The sequence below is a fragment of the Bacillus sp. ISL-18 genome (assembly GCF_018613415.1).
In the GTDB taxonomy this organism is placed as follows: Bacteria; Bacillota; Bacilli; order Bacillales; family Cytobacillaceae; genus Neobacillus.
Genome location: NZ_JAGGQG010000005.1, coordinates 117,112 through 132,330, shown reverse-complemented (window position 1 = coordinate 132,330; position 15,219 = coordinate 117,112). Strand labels below are relative to the sequence as shown.

The following is a 15,219-nucleotide window of genomic DNA, read 5'->3' as shown; positions in this document are numbered from 1 at the left end:
CAGTATGCAACTCCATCATGGGCTATATCCGGAAATTGTTTCAAAGTGAGTATCTATTTTCAGGATGAGGTAAACCCAAATTACCGCGTAAGGTGTTTGATTCATATTCCGTACGGAAAATCCCCTTTTCCTGTAAAATCGGAACGACTAAATCAAGTCATCAAATCCTGAGGGATGCTCCTGTCTTATCAGCAATACATCCATCGCCCCTGCCTCGTACCAGTGTTGAATTTGATCTGCTACTTTTTCTGCCGAACCAAAAAATTTCGGTTTTGGTATTCGATAAATAGGCATGAGTGACTGCAGCTCTTGAAATTTTTCTTCTGCTTCTTTTTCTGTCCGTCCTACAATTGGATTATGTGAAGGCATAATCATGAAATCATTAGGCGAACGTCCTTCTAACCTTACTCTTCTTCTTAACTCTTCACTGAATGCTTTAGCATCCTCTAACTCTTCAAAACCAATAAATACACCGTCGGCATGCTTCGAGGCAATATTCATGAAATCTGGAGAGGTGCCGGCTTGAAAAATTACCGGTCTTCCTTGTCTGGAACGGCTAATATTTAAAGGGCCATCCACGGAAAAATAGTTTCCTCTATAGTTTAAAGTGTGCATTTTTTGTGGATCAAAGAATACGCCGCTTTTTTTATCCCGTATAAAAGCGTCATCCTCATAGGAGTCCCAAAGACCTTTGACAATCTCTAAAAATTCTTTTTTCATTGGATACAAGTCTGCTTTGGAAAGGTGTGTTCGACTATAATTCGCTAATCCTCCTGGATTAGAAGTGACAGCATTCCATCCTGCTCTACCATTGCTGATTTTATCAAGAGAAGCCATCTGACGGGCAACAGTGAATGGATCCGCATAGGAAGTGGCAATTGTTGCAGTAAGCCCAATAGAATGAGTCACCATGCTTAAGGCAGACAGAATACTTACACCTTCAAACATACTGAGATAATGAGGAATCATCCTCGGCCCAATATGGCTGACGTCAGCTAAAAAAATCATGTCAAACTTTCCTTCTTCTAACCTTTTAGCTTTTTGTACATAGTAATCAATGCTCTCGCTGGCGTTAGCTGGCATATCTGGGTGACGCCACCCCATGTAATTAAAGCCTACTCCATCTATAATACCGCCGATTTTAAGTCGTTTTTTCTCTGCCATTCATACCTTTTTCCTTTCTTTTTGTCTATTTTGGTTAGTTAATTACCCGTAAGGTTAAATTTTCCACCTAGTAATTATTGTTTAACAGTGGAAGGAGGGAATATGATGACCATGTTTCGGCCTTCCACTGTTCCACTTTTTAGTGCGGTTAAGTACATAAAACCTTTAACAGCTCAGCATTTTATAATTCCATATTTCTAAAAATATAGAAATATGACTCAGTTTAAATTATGATTACTTGATTCCATATCGCATACCAAAATATAAAAACAAAATTTTAAACGAATAAATTCAAATTATCGGAATTTAAGGAGACGTCATATTATCAAACCTCCGACCCTTTTAAGATATAACATTTTATATTTCGAAAAAAATAGAAATAACAAACAAAAAAATAATTCCATATAAATACAGAATTATTATATTTATGATTTCGGTTTAATGGAAATATCATATAATTCAGGTACAAATTTTTTTATAATATCCTCATTCAAACTATAAAAAATATAGGTTCCTCGCTTCTCGGGATTTAAAACACCACAATCAGATAATTGCTTTAAATGATGAGATAAGGTGGATAAAGGAATACCATCAAGATGGCCTTCAAGCTGTGCTGGACACAAACTATTTTCCTTACCAATAATTTGGATAATTTTGTATCGGGTACTATCCCCCAAAGCCTTATGTACCTTAACAATTTGATCAATATCCATTTTTGGTGTACTCCTTTCTCTAATATAAAAAGTTTTACCTTAAGTATTTCGATATAAATCGAATTAAATACTATCATGAAATAAATGCGATGTAAAGGATTCGGTTTTCCGGCTAACAGATATCTATTGTTCTATGCGCTTTAACCCAATCAGTATGATCCTTTCAATAAATTTTTCATTTTTATGTACACAAATATCTTTCTTCAACTAACCTCCCTCAATAAAGCAAGCGAAATCTCCCGATTTCTCCGTTTTTCTTAGATTTTCTTAGTAGTTTATTTACAAGTGATTGCTATATTGGTGGGTAGATATTACTCCAAAGGATAAAATTGGACTCTAGGAGAAAAAAGAGCTATAACCCACTAACCAGTCCCTTGCAGAAAATGGTAGATGAGTAAAAATATAACCGCACTGGTGGATGTCCACATTTACTCATGGAGGTCAACCCTCCCATGCCTCACAGAGTCTTCGCTCTCAAATTCCTTCGTCCAACCTTTCCATGAGGTGGATGTCAGCCATGCTGCCCCACAGGGTCCAAGCCCGTAATTTAGTTGCTTTGCCGACTAATCCGTGCTTCATATGTCTCCAAATCTATAAAAACAGAACTACTACTTATCTAAACTAAACCAAAGTTAGGCTGCCATTTCTACCTTCTTTGATACCGACAAATGAGGAATATCCTTTAACATCTTTTCTTCACTAAATTCAAATTTCTTTTTACCTATGCAGAAAATACGGATTAGTTTATTACATAAAGCAATAAGGGATTGCATTTTCTTTAATGGATTATCAGAACGTTGAGTATAGTAGGCATGTAATGCTTTAAACGCTGAATTCTTAGCTACTAGTATCATACATACCCTAAATAACAGGGCCCTTAGTTTCTTACGGCCCCTCTTTGTGATGGTCGTTTTCCCCTTGTGCTTACCGGATGTATTTTCTTTTAAACTTAAGCCAGCCAGCTTAATAATTTGTCTGGGATGGGTATAATCATTCAGGTCACCCACTTCCGCAAAGAAACCGGCAACTGTATCCCTCCCGACACCTTTAATGGCCAACATTTGTGGTACTCCAGGTATTTCATCAAGTAATACATCTATTTTCGCATCCAATTCTTCAAATTTAAGCTGGATGAGTTCATATTTATCTAGTAACATTTTCAGCTCCAGTTTGGCCATGTCAGATCCTTGCCGAAGTCCGATGGACTTACTGGCAGCTTGCTTTAACCCTCGGATTTTACTAAGCCCCACACTCCGGGTAACGGCTTTTCTAAGGTGGGTTAGCAGTTCTTGATCAGAGAATTTTATTATTTCATGAGGTAAAGCATATAGTTTTAAGAATTGTAAGGCTGCCTTCCCTTCCCACTTCTTAAAGACCGATAGAAATTCTGGAAAGTACCGGTCAATCCAGTTGTGAACCTGTCCTTGGACCGTTTGTAGGTCATCCGTTAGAAGATCGCGTATTTTCTTCGCCACCCGGAGCTCGGCATATACTCCTTGCGGTATCGTAGGTTCAGCGTATCTTCCGTCCTTTACCAGCTGGGCAATGACTTTTGCGTCTTTTACATCATTTTTAGTTGGTGAATTATCATCCAGTTCCTTGCTTTTCTTTACGTGCAAGGGATTGACTACTACAAACTTAATCTCATTTTCTTTCAGAATATGTGCCAGGTTAAACCAATAGTGGCCAGTTGGTTCCATTCCAACCATCACTTTTTCCATGGCTTGTTCTCTCTTCAGTTCAGAAATCCAATTAAGAAAATGACCGAACCCCTCTTTTTGAGTTTTCAAAATAGCAAGGTGATCCGAACTCCATTCCTCTAAAGTCCTGGGCACGTGCCACATGCTTGAATTTAGCAATATCCACACCTATAATAAGTGTTTGAGAAGTTATTTGAGCGATATTCTTATTTTGGTTATAATTCATTTTATAAGCCTCCTGGTTTTTGAGTGTTGTCCTTTTTGCTGGCCAGCTTCCGGACACTCTTATTCTACCAAGAGGTTATTTTTTTGTTCAAACCTCATTTTCACTCATTACAGGAATGCTGCCCCGTTAGCATTCCTGTAGAGAGTTAATTATTGACTTTGATAAAAAAAGAGCTCCTCAGTAAGATATGAGTATAGACACCACTCTAACTCAAAACCTTAGGAGGAACCCCTACTATGAAGTTTAAAATGCAAGACAAACAAAATCAACTAATAGAAAGAATTTCCGATAAACACCTCGTGGTTGGTGTAGACATCGCTCAACAATTTCACGTCGCTCGAGCAGTGAATTTCCGTGGAATTGTAGTCGGTGATCCCCTTACATTTGAAAATAACGAAGATGGATTTACTATTTTATTGCACTGGATTAACAAACTAAAAAGGACAAATAACTAGATACAGCTTTAGTCGGAATGGAACCTACGGGACATTACTGGATTAATCTATCAAAATGGCTTTTCGAACAGAATATTGATGTAGTAACAGTAAATCCGTACCATGTAAAAAGAAATAAAGAGAACCGAGATAATACCCAGTCCAAAAGCGATAAAAAAGATGCACTAGTTATCGCTGATATGGTGAAGAATGGTTACTATTCCATCGTTCGTCCAACTTCTGAATCATTTGAAGAACTTCGAGTCCTTATGTCTAACCGTGACGTGATTGTTAAGCGTCTCGTAAGTTCAATCAACCAAATAAATCGTTGGGTAGACGTTGTCTTTCCTGAGCTCCGACAAGTATTTAAAGATGTGACTGGTAAAGGAGCAATCGCAACCCTTCGCTTATTTCCTACCCCGATGGAATTGCGTTCGTTACAACCTCATAACGTTGTTATCGGGTGGAAGTCATTGATGAAGAGACAGCCTGGATTAAAAAAAGCCCAATTACTTATTCATTTAGCTAAACGTTCAATCGGCACTAGGCAAGCACTTGATGCTTATAAATTTCATCTACAACAATTACTAGAGGAATATGATCTCTCAACAACACAACTCGATAGAGTTGAACAACAAGTCACAGAAGCACTTAAACATATTCCATATGCACATCAATTGCTTACTATTAAAGGAATTAGTGAGATTTCATTGGCTGGTATATTAGGAGAAGCTGGAGATTTAAGTGGTTTTTCCCACGGGAATTCTTTACTACGTCATGCAGGATTACACCTAGCTGAAGCAAGCTCGGGTAAGTGGAAAGGTCAAATTGTCATTTCTAAACGTGGAAGGTCTAGACTGCGGCGTTTCCTCTACTTAGCGACGATGAGCCTAGTCATGAACAACCCTGAGTTTAAATCTTTACATGCCACTAATGTTAAGGTGAAAAAAATCAAGAAGATGAATTCAATTATGAAATTGGTTGGTAAACTGGCTCGGGTATTTGTAGGAATAGCTAAACGAAATGAATCTTATCGTCCAGAAAAATTACAACCTATAACTTCTTTAGCAGCATAAAAACTATTAGATTCTTAGAAACACTTTCTAGTTTCCCCGAAAGGGAAACTCCAATAAATAAGATTAAAGAGTGATTATTAATTTATACAATTATTGAATGTTGGCTTATTCGTAGGATTTCAAATATGTACGGAGTACCAGATTACTTAAACAAAAGGGCACTGACCCATCCCGTTAGCATAACTGGCCTCCACCCCTTGGATAGGCATGACGAAGGAATGATAGGGCAAATGACTCGTTGAGACATGGGAGGGAAAGCCTCCAGGGGCGGCGTGGAGAATGTACATCATATGGTAAAATGTGGAGTTGAATATCACTCCTTTATTTAACTATGCCTTCACGGAGCCATAATAACCTAAACTCATTTCATTTAATCGTTAAATCCATATCAAGGGTTATGAAATCCTGCGAATAAGCGAGCATTTGCGAGAAAATCGTATTAAACTGAGGGAGTTTAAGTGAAATTATTCACAATCTACTTTGATAACTTATTCAATTTCCTCCTGATCCCTATTTAATTATATTGCCGTATGACCAAAATGCCTCCCTCCGTTAGACCACACTATTTTAAACTCAAAAAGACTCTAGGGATTATTCCTTAGAGCCACTTCTTTAAGAACTATACAAACTTATTTAACAGCTTCTTTTAATTCCTTGCCTGGTTTAAAAGCTGGAATTTTAGAAGCAGAAATCTGAATTTCTTCACCAGTTTGTGGGTTACGGCCTGTTCGAGCTGCACGCTCACGCACTTCAAATGTGCCAAATCCAATCAACTGGATTTTCTCTTCTTTAGCAAGAGTATTAGAGATGGTTTCAAACAATGCATCGACCGCATATGCAGCATCTTTCTTTGTTAATTCTGTTTGTGCTACAACAGCATTCACTAGTTCTGTTTTATTCATATTCAAACACCTCTTCTTATTATTTTTAAATTATGTAGGGATAAAAACGTAACATACGTTCTACATGTTTGTCACTTAATTAGATTAGATAAATGAAAGGTAAATTCCTGCTTTTTCATGAGAAATAATACTAGGACTGGCTCTTTGACGAAATAAGATGTATTTTTCCATAACCTTATCTATTCTCTAAAAATTGAAAAAGTACTTGCTCTCCAGCAGGTTGCTTTTCTCACGGAAACTCTCTATTACGCCATGTGGGATTACATCTAGTTGAAGCAAGTTCAGGCGAAATGGAAGTCAGATTTTCACTTCAAAGCGTGGAAGGGCAAGACTGCGACTATTTCTCTACCTAGCAATCATGAGCCTTATGACATTAATAAGTTTGGTTTTCTTTTCTTATTAACTATCCACCAATTGTTGATAATAAACATATGCCTGATTTACTTCAATACTGTATTCAAAAAATGGAGTTGATTTTCATGCCGGAATAAATTGATGTATCAAATCAAAACACCAGTTATACTTTTGAATCGTAAAAGGATTTTAAAAACTTTCCCAATTGCGGTTGGAAAAATATTGTCCTCAACACTTAATGGTACATACACGTTTTTCAACAAGAATCCTAATCCTGGCGGACCATTCGGAGTGCTTTGGATGGGATTGTCAAGACCTCATTACAGTTAACATGGAACAAATAATCTATCTTCTAAAAGAAAGAATATCTGCATCTATATGAAGACGACTTGTATATGGCTTTTGTAATAATAGTTCATGAACTGATCAACGGAAATATTCCTTAACGCAAATAGATTATTAGGTAAATAATCAGTGGGTGGCTTCAACTAACGATCCATACCTTTTTGTCGCTTATTCCTCTTGTTTTTATGTTGTTGTTCAAATTCATCTTCCCTCCATTTGCGATCAGCTTCACGAATGGCACTTTCAAGGATAGAAAAGAAATCAGAACCATGAGCTGGAAAGTAACTTTGATCATTATTGAAATATACCGTAAAGGTGGTAGAAGATTTATATCGTGATTCTTCCACATCTTCAATCGATATAACATCGAATACGCTATGAAGTTGATTCATTCTTTCTAATCCAATTTCATCAGAAAACTTCAGACATTCATGATAAAACATATTCATGTAGGATTTGTTATCGAGTTGAAAATCAGGATAGTTATTAATTAAAAGTTCCCTGTATTGATTTTGTATGGTTAATTTCTCTTCTTTATTATTCATGCAATACAAAGAAAAAATAATTCTTTGCTGATCTTCTTTTGAATATTTTCTCGGTATAGTTGAAAAATCTTCTGGCAATATGATTCTTCCATAATACTCTTTGGCCATGACAAAGAATTCTTTTTGTTCAAGAGTCAAATAATGACGGCCGTCCCAATTAGGATACATTTCTTCAAGTTGGTAATCGTAACTGCGACCTATTAATTCCAAGGATTTCTCCATTTTACTTTTTTCACTTAATAACAATTGCATTCTATTTAAAACTTGGTCAGAAACATTTCTGATGGTAGATTCATCCGAAAAGTTAATACCGTTAGTAACTCTTAATTGATTAAACTCAACTTCTGCATTTTTCATTTTCTTTTGAAGAGCAAAAATAAAATAAGATCGATCATTTAATAAACCGTGAAGATCTCTTTCGATTTGTTTTTTCTCTACTGCCCTAATCACATTTTCAATTTCGTTGTGGCTTACCAACTTATTTTGCGAAACTGTTACTTCAACAAGTTCAATTTTTTGATCTTTAGATAATTCTTCTTTATTTAGATTAGGATAATATTGTTCTAAAAATCGATTCGCTTCTTTTTCCAAAATTTCTTCTGCTCGATATAACAGCTCTGTTTCTTTCTCTATTCGATTTAATTTTTTATATTTATTTATGGAATCTTGATGAAATTCAAGTCGGTATTGCCATTTTTCTAACTGTATCTTTCGGTTGTTAATATTTTCAAAGTTTACAAACATTCTTAATGATTTTGCAGATTGACTTAATTGTTTTTTCTCTAAAGGAGTAAATCGACGAACAAACTTTTCTGTTCTTTCTTTACTTTTTAATTCTCTCTTAGCATCTTCAAGGTCAATGACCGTTTGGTTATACTTTCTTCGGTCAGTATTCATTTTAATCCTATCTGATTCTTTGCCTTCACTTTGCATCTGTCTTGCAACAAAACCTTCATGAATCGTTGGCAGTACCTCAATCCCTCTATCTTTATTTGATAAATGAGTGATTCTTTCAGATAATCCATCTTTCTCCAGAAAGCGATTGGCATAATGAGCCCATTGTTCTCTCCAATAAAGCAGTTTTTCTTTTGTATTCCAATCTGTTATATGTACTGCTTTAACTTGTTGTTTTCCATCAATCATTTCTTTTACTTTCATTTGTTTATTCCCCCATGATCCATCTTCATTGAATGGACGGATCGTTAACATCACATGAAAGTGAGGGTTTTCTTCATCATCACGATGGATCGATAAATCGGCAACCATCCCATCATTTACAAAAATGTCAGTGCAAAATTCGATGGCTAATTTCTCTTGTTCCGCATAAGATAACTCTTTTGGTAACGCAACATTGATTTCACGAGCCAGTTGAGCGTTCCATTGTTTTTCTTTCTTCTCCACTTCATTCCATAACTGTTGACGGTCATAGACCCACTGAGGTGCATGACTAGGCGCAAGAATATGAGTAATCGGTTTCACTTTTCTTTTATAATGCTTTTCCTCATTCGTTCTTTCATCTATCAATCTTTCACCAGAACGATAAGCTGCAGCGGCTATTGTATTCTGTTGTTTTTTCCTTGAAATGATCTGATTTGAGAAATGATAGATTGCCATAGTGATAGTCACCTCAATTTTTAATAACATGAGCAAAGCGAATTTTTTAGACGCCTCACGAAATTGTCCCCTTAGAAGGAGGGGACAATGCACAATACTATGAAGTGGTATATAAGTGCGCTCTAATCTCCGATATTGGGACCATTATATCATTTCCCATCATTTGGTTCAAATGCTATAATATAGTAAACTATCTAAAAAGAGGTGCTAAAATGCCAAAGCAAAATATAACGAATAAAATAACTGACATCGAAGAGCAAATCAAAAAATTAAAAGAAAAACAAAAACGAATACTTACCAATACCCAAAGGGAAATTGGTAAGTACTTAATGGATACTTGGAGAATTGAAGATGTTAGTGAAGCAAAAATATTAATTGATTTATTTAAAGACCAAGTAAAGGTTTATTACGAGGTTGCTTCCTCTAACGAAGAGCTAGAAACAGATGAAACGAACAATTAAACCTTTGGGTGATAAAAATGTCAAATGATGAGTTACAAAAACTTGAGAACAAAATAAAAGCTTTGGAGCAAAAAAAGAAAGTCTTAGAATATAAAATCTCTAATGAAGATCGCCGGGAAAGAACAAGAAGGTTGATTCAAAAAGGAGCACTTTTCGAACAATACATGGAAAATGAAAAGGACTCTCTTACAGACACTGAAGATTTGTTAAAGGTTTTAGCTGATTTTAAAAATAGAAATAACGATTATATTTTAAAACAAATTCAAAAAATGAAGGAAATCGAGAAGCGTATTAATTGAATCTCTATAGTTGTTAGTACGCTTTTCTTCTTTTACTACTCCTCTTTATTCATGATTAATTTCATCTATTAAGAGTGATTAATCTGAAAGATTTAATTTTATTAAGCATTTGATTGGTTTATCATTATCTTTTTAAACGTATTTCATTTATTAAATATGAATTACGTCTGGCAAAATATTTTAATCAATAATCTAATTTTTTAAAAAGTGTTTAAATTTATGAATTCACTTAAATTATACCGAGTTTTCCGATGCTTTCTGTAATTCATTGATGATATTTAAATAATCTTCTCCATCAACAGTAATTATAATCATGATGTTAGATGAGCCAATATTAAACATTAACTAATATCGGTTGTCTTTGTTTGATAAGAATCCTACCACTTTTCCCGGTCAATTGCACCTTTATCTCCCTATTTCTAATACTCCACTTTCTTCATTGAGAGTTTAGATGAATTGATGTACTAAAAAGGTTCAAAATTTGATGAAGTTTTTCAATATAATAGTGTTGTTTGGAACAAAAAAAGCACCCCTTAGGATACTTCGAATTACACAAAATTTTCATTCTCCAGGTTGTCCTATATCTCTCCCTCTTTTCTTCATTAACCTCATTTTCCTATCTAATAGAACTTTTAAGGTGAAATGTAATGATGAGCCTCCTTAAAGACAACTCAAGGGTGAAGCCACCAAAACCTAATAAAGAACTATTAAAATTATATAAAAGTATAAATTAACACATAAAAACTCAGAATTTATAAAAGGCAAAAAAAAGAAAAAAGCTGAACTATTCGGAGCAATAGAGAACATACATAACTCAAGTACATGATTTTGAAAAAATTGGTATATCGACTTCCATGTATTTTTAATGGAACATTACCCCTTTTCATTAACCTTTGTTTCCTTCCGCTGTGTCCGAATAATCATAGGACCTGTTTTTTTGCCGTTTTTGATGTTTTGCAGATACCTTACAAGATAACTTTCCGTAATCCTTTCAGGTACATACCCTAAACGGGTCCGAATAATATTTTCTACTACAAATGCTTTTTTTGTGTAATACATATAATCACGGCCTGTTTCTTTTTCCACCTCTATATATTCTGTAATGCCTTCCTTCCCTGCCTGGTGAAAAACGTTCATAAGATGGTACATATTATTTCGTTCTTTTCGGAATCATTTTAAGCAAATTCAACAGCTCAAAGGTAGAGAATTTCATCATTTCAGGTGTGGTCTTATCAATAAAGCCATCTAATGCAAAATCACGAAATCGAACGTATAACCGTTCGTGATTTTCTTTAATAATACTGATATCAATATTCATGCAACAAAAATCACAATAGTAATACTGATGATCTATTCTTTCGATATGACTGCCGCAATATGGACAAGTTTTCATTCCAATCCTCTCCTTGATCCCTGTATTTTGAACTTTCTACTCAATCGGGAATTCCCTTCCCTATTCCTGTTACGAATATGTGTATCAGGGAAAATATTGGTTCCATTTTTCTTTATCTTTAATTCTTTAAATCTCATACTCTTAAAGGTTTTCAGCTCAGCTTATGTCCAACAAAACATCACCTTCTTCCTAGAATAATCTGTGAAGGGTTTTAGGTTGCTGTGGCAACCATCCAGCAAACTCTATGCCTGCTTTCATCAAGAAAAAAACCAATGTTTAATTCCACCATTCGAGAGCATCACCGGCTACAATATAGCCTGTGTTGTTCTCTTTTATTATTAAAATAAAAAAAACTCTAGGTATCTTGATACTTATTATTTGTATCAAACAACTTCAATCACTTCCGTATGGATATTTCGACTAATAGTTCACATTCTTGAAACGATTTAATTTATAATGATCTTCAATATTAAAGTCTATAGAAACATTTTTTCTGCTTTTTCTTCGTTTTTGTCCACGAAAAATGATACTCTTTGGAAGTCTTTTGCAAAAAACAAACTGAAAAACCTTCATATTTTTTCATTCCTTTTGTTAGTGTAATATGATTTTAGATTTATCCTTTCACCGGCTGCAGATCTGCCGGTGAAAGGTGAAATTTTGATTTAATGAGTGAGTATTTCTTTTTAGTTTTCGTCTAGTGACTGTTCCATAGTTTCTCCTAAAATATAATCAGCTGCTTTCTGTGCTTGAGCAGCTGCTTGTAAAACCAATCGGCTTTCTTTTTTTAAAACTCTCAGCCATGAATAGATATAGCTAGCGCTATTCTCTATAGTGCTGTTATCAATTCCGGCCATTCCACATAACATTGCAGCACCGATCTTTATCAAGACCTAATTTGTAAAAAGTCAAAAAAAATAAAGGGTGATACATATTATACATGACTAATATGTATCACCCTTTTAATTCTTGTCCAACAATCGCCCCCGATTGCGGAACATCGTTATTGAAGTAATGCACCCGTTACTTTAAGTACATTTTTTCACAATCTAATATTAATACAATGTTTCATCTATTATTTGGTGTAATATCTTTTTGCTTTCTGCGTCTTTTTGTCTTAGTGTCCGACCAATTTGTTCATATACCTCTTTTTCTTCCAAAAGTTGTGTTGGGTTCAGTACGTGAGTTGATATTCCATTCAAAATAAAAGTTTGTGGAAGCAAAGAGTCTGGTCTCCAAATCCATTCAGGTAATCCATTCATAATAAGGTTTCCATCGTCTGAACGAGATATATAACCAAATGTAATTTCTACACTATCCTTACAGAAATCAGACTGTCTATCACGAAATTCCTCTTTAACGGGTATCTTCTCATATCCAGCTTTTAAAAGTTCACACTCTAACATTTCCCGATTTTGTATCCACGTTATTAAATCAATATCATCATGTTTACGGGTAATCTTGCCAAGTAAAAAATCGATTGCCCATCCTCCACGCAACCAGAATTCAATTCCAATTGTCTTAGAAATTGTACTAATTTCAGTCAATATCTTTAATTGTGACTCAGTTTGTTCGTCAAAGGTTTGGTGTGTCATTTAAAACCTCCTACTCCCATGTTCAGCCCTGTGAGAGTCAGTATATTCCATTTCTTATTCTGCCTTTACTTCAACAAGAAAAAGCCAATCTCCTTCTTAAAGACTAACACCCGTTTGTTGAATAAGGTATTAGTCATAATTCTTTTCAACTTTTATATGAGAAATATTTTTTTTGTTAGAAGTGACAACTTTAAGTATTCCTTCAGGATAAAACGGTCTGTCTCTCAATTGCGGTATAGTACGCCAAACGAGTTTGATTTCTGATTTCTCCTTATGTATTAACTCATTTTCTATTTTATTATTACTTGAACACCAATGAATTAAAGTGCAATCGTGCCTTTTCTTCCCATCATACTGAACAATATTTTCATTTATACAAGCTAAATCACCAATATCTGAGTGTAAATCAAATTCTTCAATTAACTCCCTTTTAATAGCCTCAACTGCTGTTTCACCGAATTCAATACTTCCACCAGGAAGACGATAGAAACTTTCCTCTAAATCACATTGCACAAGAATTTTTGTCTTATCTTCATTTACAATAATCCCTTCAGCCCTTAACAATGGTTTATTCACAAAACCACTCCCAAATAAAGATTTACATAATAATTTCCATCTTTCAAATAATAATTCCTTCTTCAACTCTACTGCCCCGTTAGTTTAAGTACACTCTTTCACGAACTTTACAAAAATGAATTTATGTTAATCTCACCAAAAAAGGACCCGTTAGTTGAGTATTAACGCAAATCAAGGGGATATATGTTTGTACTCTACAATTTCTATATTTAAACCTTGGTTACATTTTAGTTCTTTGCTTTTTTCACTGTCGCAGAATGGAAAAATTCTTAACTTAACCAAATTATATTTGTCATTGGAAGGGATATGCACCCTTACCGCAACATCATAAGAATAATTGTCGTTATAGGTTATTCTGTCTATCCTTTCCCAAACCCAAGTAGAAGCATCCAACCCATACTCTTTTATCAACCTTTTATCAATAATCGGAGATAAAATATCTCTAACAATATCCTCTGTGGTGACATAATGCTCTTGAACAATCGAAATGGATTCTGCATTAACAGTTTGTAAAGGAGTAAAAGCAAATATAATAAATCCTAAGAAGATTAAATATTGTTTAACCACAAAGGTTCACCTCATATTTTCATTTACTCTTTATTTTTTACAACTTTTTATTCTTTATTAAACTAAACTGCCAGTTACTTCAATAAGGAAAAACGGGATCGCCGTAGCCACCCCGTTATTGAACATAAGCACCCGTTAGCGTAAGTACAAAATATCACAAACTATTGTGAACTAAAGCTGTTTATTCATTATTAATCTTCATCTTTATTTCTCTGTTCCGACCAATCCCAATAGGCATCATAAACCTCATCGTGGAGAAACCCCTCGTTCTCTTCTTCTTCTTCTTCTTCACTAGGCTCCCTAAGTGTTAATCCAAGCCAAGTATCATCAAGCTCAACAACTTCTGGGTCTCTTACAGCGTCCAATAAGGAAAAAGCTTCGTGAAATGCCACAAGAATAGTATCTCTAACTGTTTTTTCGATAGCTGATAAGGCTACATCATCAAATTTATATTTTTTTAAAGCAGCTAATTCTTCTTCGCTCAATTTAAACTCATCCCATACAATGTTATCTTCGGATGGGCTCACTAAATGATTTCGTATCTCTTCTGAACTATTTTTAATTATCTCGTGTAGTTCAATTAAAAATATTTTTCTTGGGTCCATTGTCGACTCCAACCTCCGTTTGTTTAGAACTTTTAAAATAATCTATTTCGCCATTGTATAACTATAATCCTTCTTCAAGTAAAATGCCCGTTAGCGAAACAAGAAAAGCCACCTGAAATGGCAGCTGGATCTTGAACTCTTGCACCCAGTTAGCGTAAGTACATTTTTTCACAAACTTCTAATTCTCAAAAGGGGTCTTTTCTTTAATAATTTTCTAATTCATTGTTTAAGTCCCTTAAAATTTCATCTACTTCGACCACTGCTGTATCATTGTCTATAGGGAATATGGATGGTTTAACTCTATCCTCTTTCATTGGAATAAGAAATTCATTAATAAACTCATCCAATTCAATTGGCTCAGCTTTAAAGTTACTCCACTCATAAACTGCACAGCTTTCCGCAAATTCTTTTTTAGGAAAGAAAGGAATCAGCATATTTCCGTCATCATCCTGTGCAGTTGCCCAACCATTATCATATAGCCCCCAAACTTCTTCATAATCTACGACCTTTTTAATAAAATACTCATATCTAACATTTGGTGGTTGTTTTATGACCGATTCAAATTCTTTTTGATTCATTTCTTTTTCCTCCAGCGACTCGATTAAAAAAATCCATTTAGCTATAATTCTTCAGCAGAAAATAAAATACCTTCT

General features: G+C 34.7%; 13 protein-coding genes and 5 pseudogenes. 5 read left to right on the top strand and 13 right to left on the bottom strand.

Going from position 1 to position 15,219, the window contains the following annotated elements; genetic code table 11:
• Positions 1 to 40: 40 nt before the first annotated feature.
• From J7E81_RS09145 to J7E81_RS09135, 3 genes and pseudogenes are all read right to left on the bottom strand, one after another.
• A pseudogene (locus J7E81_RS09145) lies at positions 41 to 1,164 on the bottom strand (NtaA/DmoA family FMN-dependent monooxygenase).
• A 425-nt stretch (positions 1,165 to 1,589) separates the two neighbouring features.
• Positions 1,590 to 1,877 (bottom strand): ArsR/SmtB family transcription factor, encoded by a 288-nt coding sequence (locus tag J7E81_RS09140; RefSeq protein WP_215041845.1) that lies wholly within the window; start codon positions 1,875 to 1,877, stop codon positions 1,590 to 1,592.
• Positions 1,878 to 2,509: 632 nt separating this feature from the next.
• Positions 2,510 to 3,803, bottom strand: a pseudogene (locus tag J7E81_RS09135) (IS110 family RNA-guided transposase).
• A gap of 236 nt (positions 3,804 to 4,039) precedes the next feature.
• Here J7E81_RS09135 and J7E81_RS09130 point away from each other — a divergent pair.
• Positions 4,040 to 5,313: pseudogene (locus tag J7E81_RS09130) on the top strand (IS110 family RNA-guided transposase).
• Positions 5,314 to 5,942: 629 nt separating this feature from the next.
• Here the strand turns inward: J7E81_RS09130 and J7E81_RS09125 are convergent.
• On the bottom strand, positions 5,943 to 6,215 hold the full coding sequence (locus tag J7E81_RS09125) for an HU family DNA-binding protein (protein WP_215041844.1): 273 nt from the start codon (positions 6,213 to 6,215) through the stop codon (positions 5,943 to 5,945).
• A gap of 224 nt (positions 6,216 to 6,439) precedes the next feature.
• Here J7E81_RS09125 and J7E81_RS31505 point away from each other — a divergent pair.
• Positions 6,440 to 6,585: pseudogene (locus J7E81_RS31505) on the top strand (transposase); the annotation flags it as partial.
• A gap of 129 nt (positions 6,586 to 6,714) precedes the next feature.
• Positions 6,715 to 6,896, top strand: a pseudogene (locus J7E81_RS30485) (L,D-transpeptidase); the annotation flags it as partial.
• 161 nt (positions 6,897 to 7,057) lie between these two features.
• Here J7E81_RS30485 and mobQ read toward each other — a convergent pair.
• Positions 7,058 to 9,073, bottom strand: a complete 2,016-nt coding sequence (gene mobQ / locus J7E81_RS09120; RefSeq protein WP_215041843.1) for a MobQ family relaxase — start codon at positions 9,071 to 9,073, stop codon at positions 7,058 to 7,060.
• 212 nt (positions 9,074 to 9,285) lie between these two features.
• Here mobQ and J7E81_RS09115 point away from each other — a divergent pair, with 212 nt between their 5' ends.
• Entirely contained in the window at positions 9,286 to 9,534 is a 249-nt protein-coding gene (locus tag J7E81_RS09115; RefSeq protein ID WP_215041842.1) for a DUF2452 domain-containing protein, read from the top strand.
• A 17-nt stretch (positions 9,535 to 9,551) separates the two neighbouring features.
• Complete coding sequence (locus J7E81_RS09110; RefSeq protein WP_215041841.1) at positions 9,552 to 9,833, top strand: DUF3847 domain-containing protein; 282 nt, start codon at positions 9,552 to 9,554, stop codon at positions 9,831 to 9,833.
• Positions 9,834 to 10,706: 873 nt separating this feature from the next.
• On the opposite strand, the gene J7E81_RS09105 is transcribed toward J7E81_RS09110, so the two are convergent.
• The 8 genes from J7E81_RS09105 to J7E81_RS09070 form a co-directional block, all read right to left on the bottom strand.
• Positions 10,707 to 10,982, bottom strand: coding sequence for a hypothetical protein (locus J7E81_RS09105; protein ID WP_215041840.1), 276 nt, complete (start codon positions 10,980 to 10,982; stop codon positions 10,707 to 10,709).
• Between the two features lies 1 nt (position 10,983).
• Positions 10,984 to 11,226, bottom strand: a complete 243-nt coding sequence (locus tag J7E81_RS09100; RefSeq protein ID WP_215041839.1) for a hypothetical protein — start codon at positions 11,224 to 11,226, stop codon at positions 10,984 to 10,986.
• A gap of 683 nt (positions 11,227 to 11,909) precedes the next feature.
• Positions 11,910 to 12,113 (bottom strand): zincin-like metallopeptidase domain-containing protein, encoded by a 204-nt coding sequence (locus J7E81_RS09095; RefSeq protein WP_285292002.1) that lies wholly within the window; start codon positions 12,111 to 12,113, stop codon positions 11,910 to 11,912.
• 165 nt (positions 12,114 to 12,278) lie between these two features.
• Complete coding sequence (locus tag J7E81_RS09090; RefSeq protein WP_215041837.1) at positions 12,279 to 12,818, bottom strand: nucleotidyltransferase domain-containing protein; 540 nt, start codon at positions 12,816 to 12,818, stop codon at positions 12,279 to 12,281.
• Positions 12,819 to 12,947: 129 nt separating this feature from the next.
• The gene (locus tag J7E81_RS09085; RefSeq protein WP_374104016.1) at positions 12,948 to 13,460 is read right to left on the bottom strand and encodes an NUDIX domain-containing protein; all 513 of its coding nucleotides are present in this window, start codon (positions 13,458 to 13,460) and stop codon (positions 12,948 to 12,950) included.
• A 105-nt stretch (positions 13,461 to 13,565) separates the two neighbouring features.
• Complete coding sequence (locus tag J7E81_RS09080; RefSeq protein ID WP_215041836.1) at positions 13,566 to 13,961, bottom strand: hypothetical protein; 396 nt, start codon at positions 13,959 to 13,961, stop codon at positions 13,566 to 13,568.
• Positions 13,962 to 14,152: 191 nt separating this feature from the next.
• Complete coding sequence (locus tag J7E81_RS09075) at positions 14,153 to 14,566, bottom strand: hypothetical protein (protein ID WP_215041835.1); 414 nt, start codon at positions 14,564 to 14,566, stop codon at positions 14,153 to 14,155.
• A gap of 203 nt (positions 14,567 to 14,769) precedes the next feature.
• Positions 14,770 to 15,144, bottom strand: coding sequence for a DUF2750 domain-containing protein (locus tag J7E81_RS09070; protein ID WP_215041834.1), 375 nt, complete (start codon positions 15,142 to 15,144; stop codon positions 14,770 to 14,772).
• Positions 15,145 to 15,219: the final 75 nt, after the last annotated feature.

What these genes read in the sequence shown, in the direction of transcription:
- J7E81_RS09140 (WP_215041845.1), bottom strand. Translation starts at nt 1,877, where the DNA reads ATGGATATTGATCAAATTGTTAAGGTACATAAGGCTTTGGGGGATAGT.
- J7E81_RS09125 (WP_215041844.1), bottom strand. Translation starts at nt 6,215, where the DNA reads ATGAATAAAACAGAACTAGTGAATGCTGTTGTAGCACAAACAGAATTA.
- mobQ (WP_215041843.1), bottom strand. Translation starts at nt 9,073, where the DNA reads ATGGCAATCTATCATTTCTCAAATCAGATCATTTCAAGGAAAAAACAA.
- J7E81_RS09115 (WP_215041842.1), top strand. Translation starts at nt 9,286, where the DNA reads ATGCCAAAGCAAAATATAACGAATAAAATAACTGACATCGAAGAGCAA.
- J7E81_RS09110 (WP_215041841.1), top strand. Translation starts at nt 9,552, where the DNA reads ATGTCAAATGATGAGTTACAAAAACTTGAGAACAAAATAAAAGCTTTG.
- J7E81_RS09105 (WP_215041840.1), bottom strand. Translation starts at nt 10,982, where the DNA reads ATGTACCATCTTATGAACGTTTTTCACCAGGCAGGGAAGGAAGGCATT.
- J7E81_RS09100 (WP_215041839.1), bottom strand. Translation starts at nt 11,226, where the DNA reads ATGAAAACTTGTCCATATTGCGGCAGTCATATCGAAAGAATAGATCAT.
- J7E81_RS09090 (WP_215041837.1), bottom strand. Translation starts at nt 12,818, where the DNA reads ATGACACACCAAACCTTTGACGAACAAACTGAGTCACAATTAAAGATA.
- J7E81_RS09075 (WP_215041835.1), bottom strand. Translation starts at nt 14,566, where the DNA reads ATGGACCCAAGAAAAATATTTTTAATTGAACTACACGAGATAATTAAA.
- J7E81_RS09070 (WP_215041834.1), bottom strand. Translation starts at nt 15,144, where the DNA reads ATGAATCAAAAAGAATTTGAATCGGTCATAAAACAACCACCAAATGTT.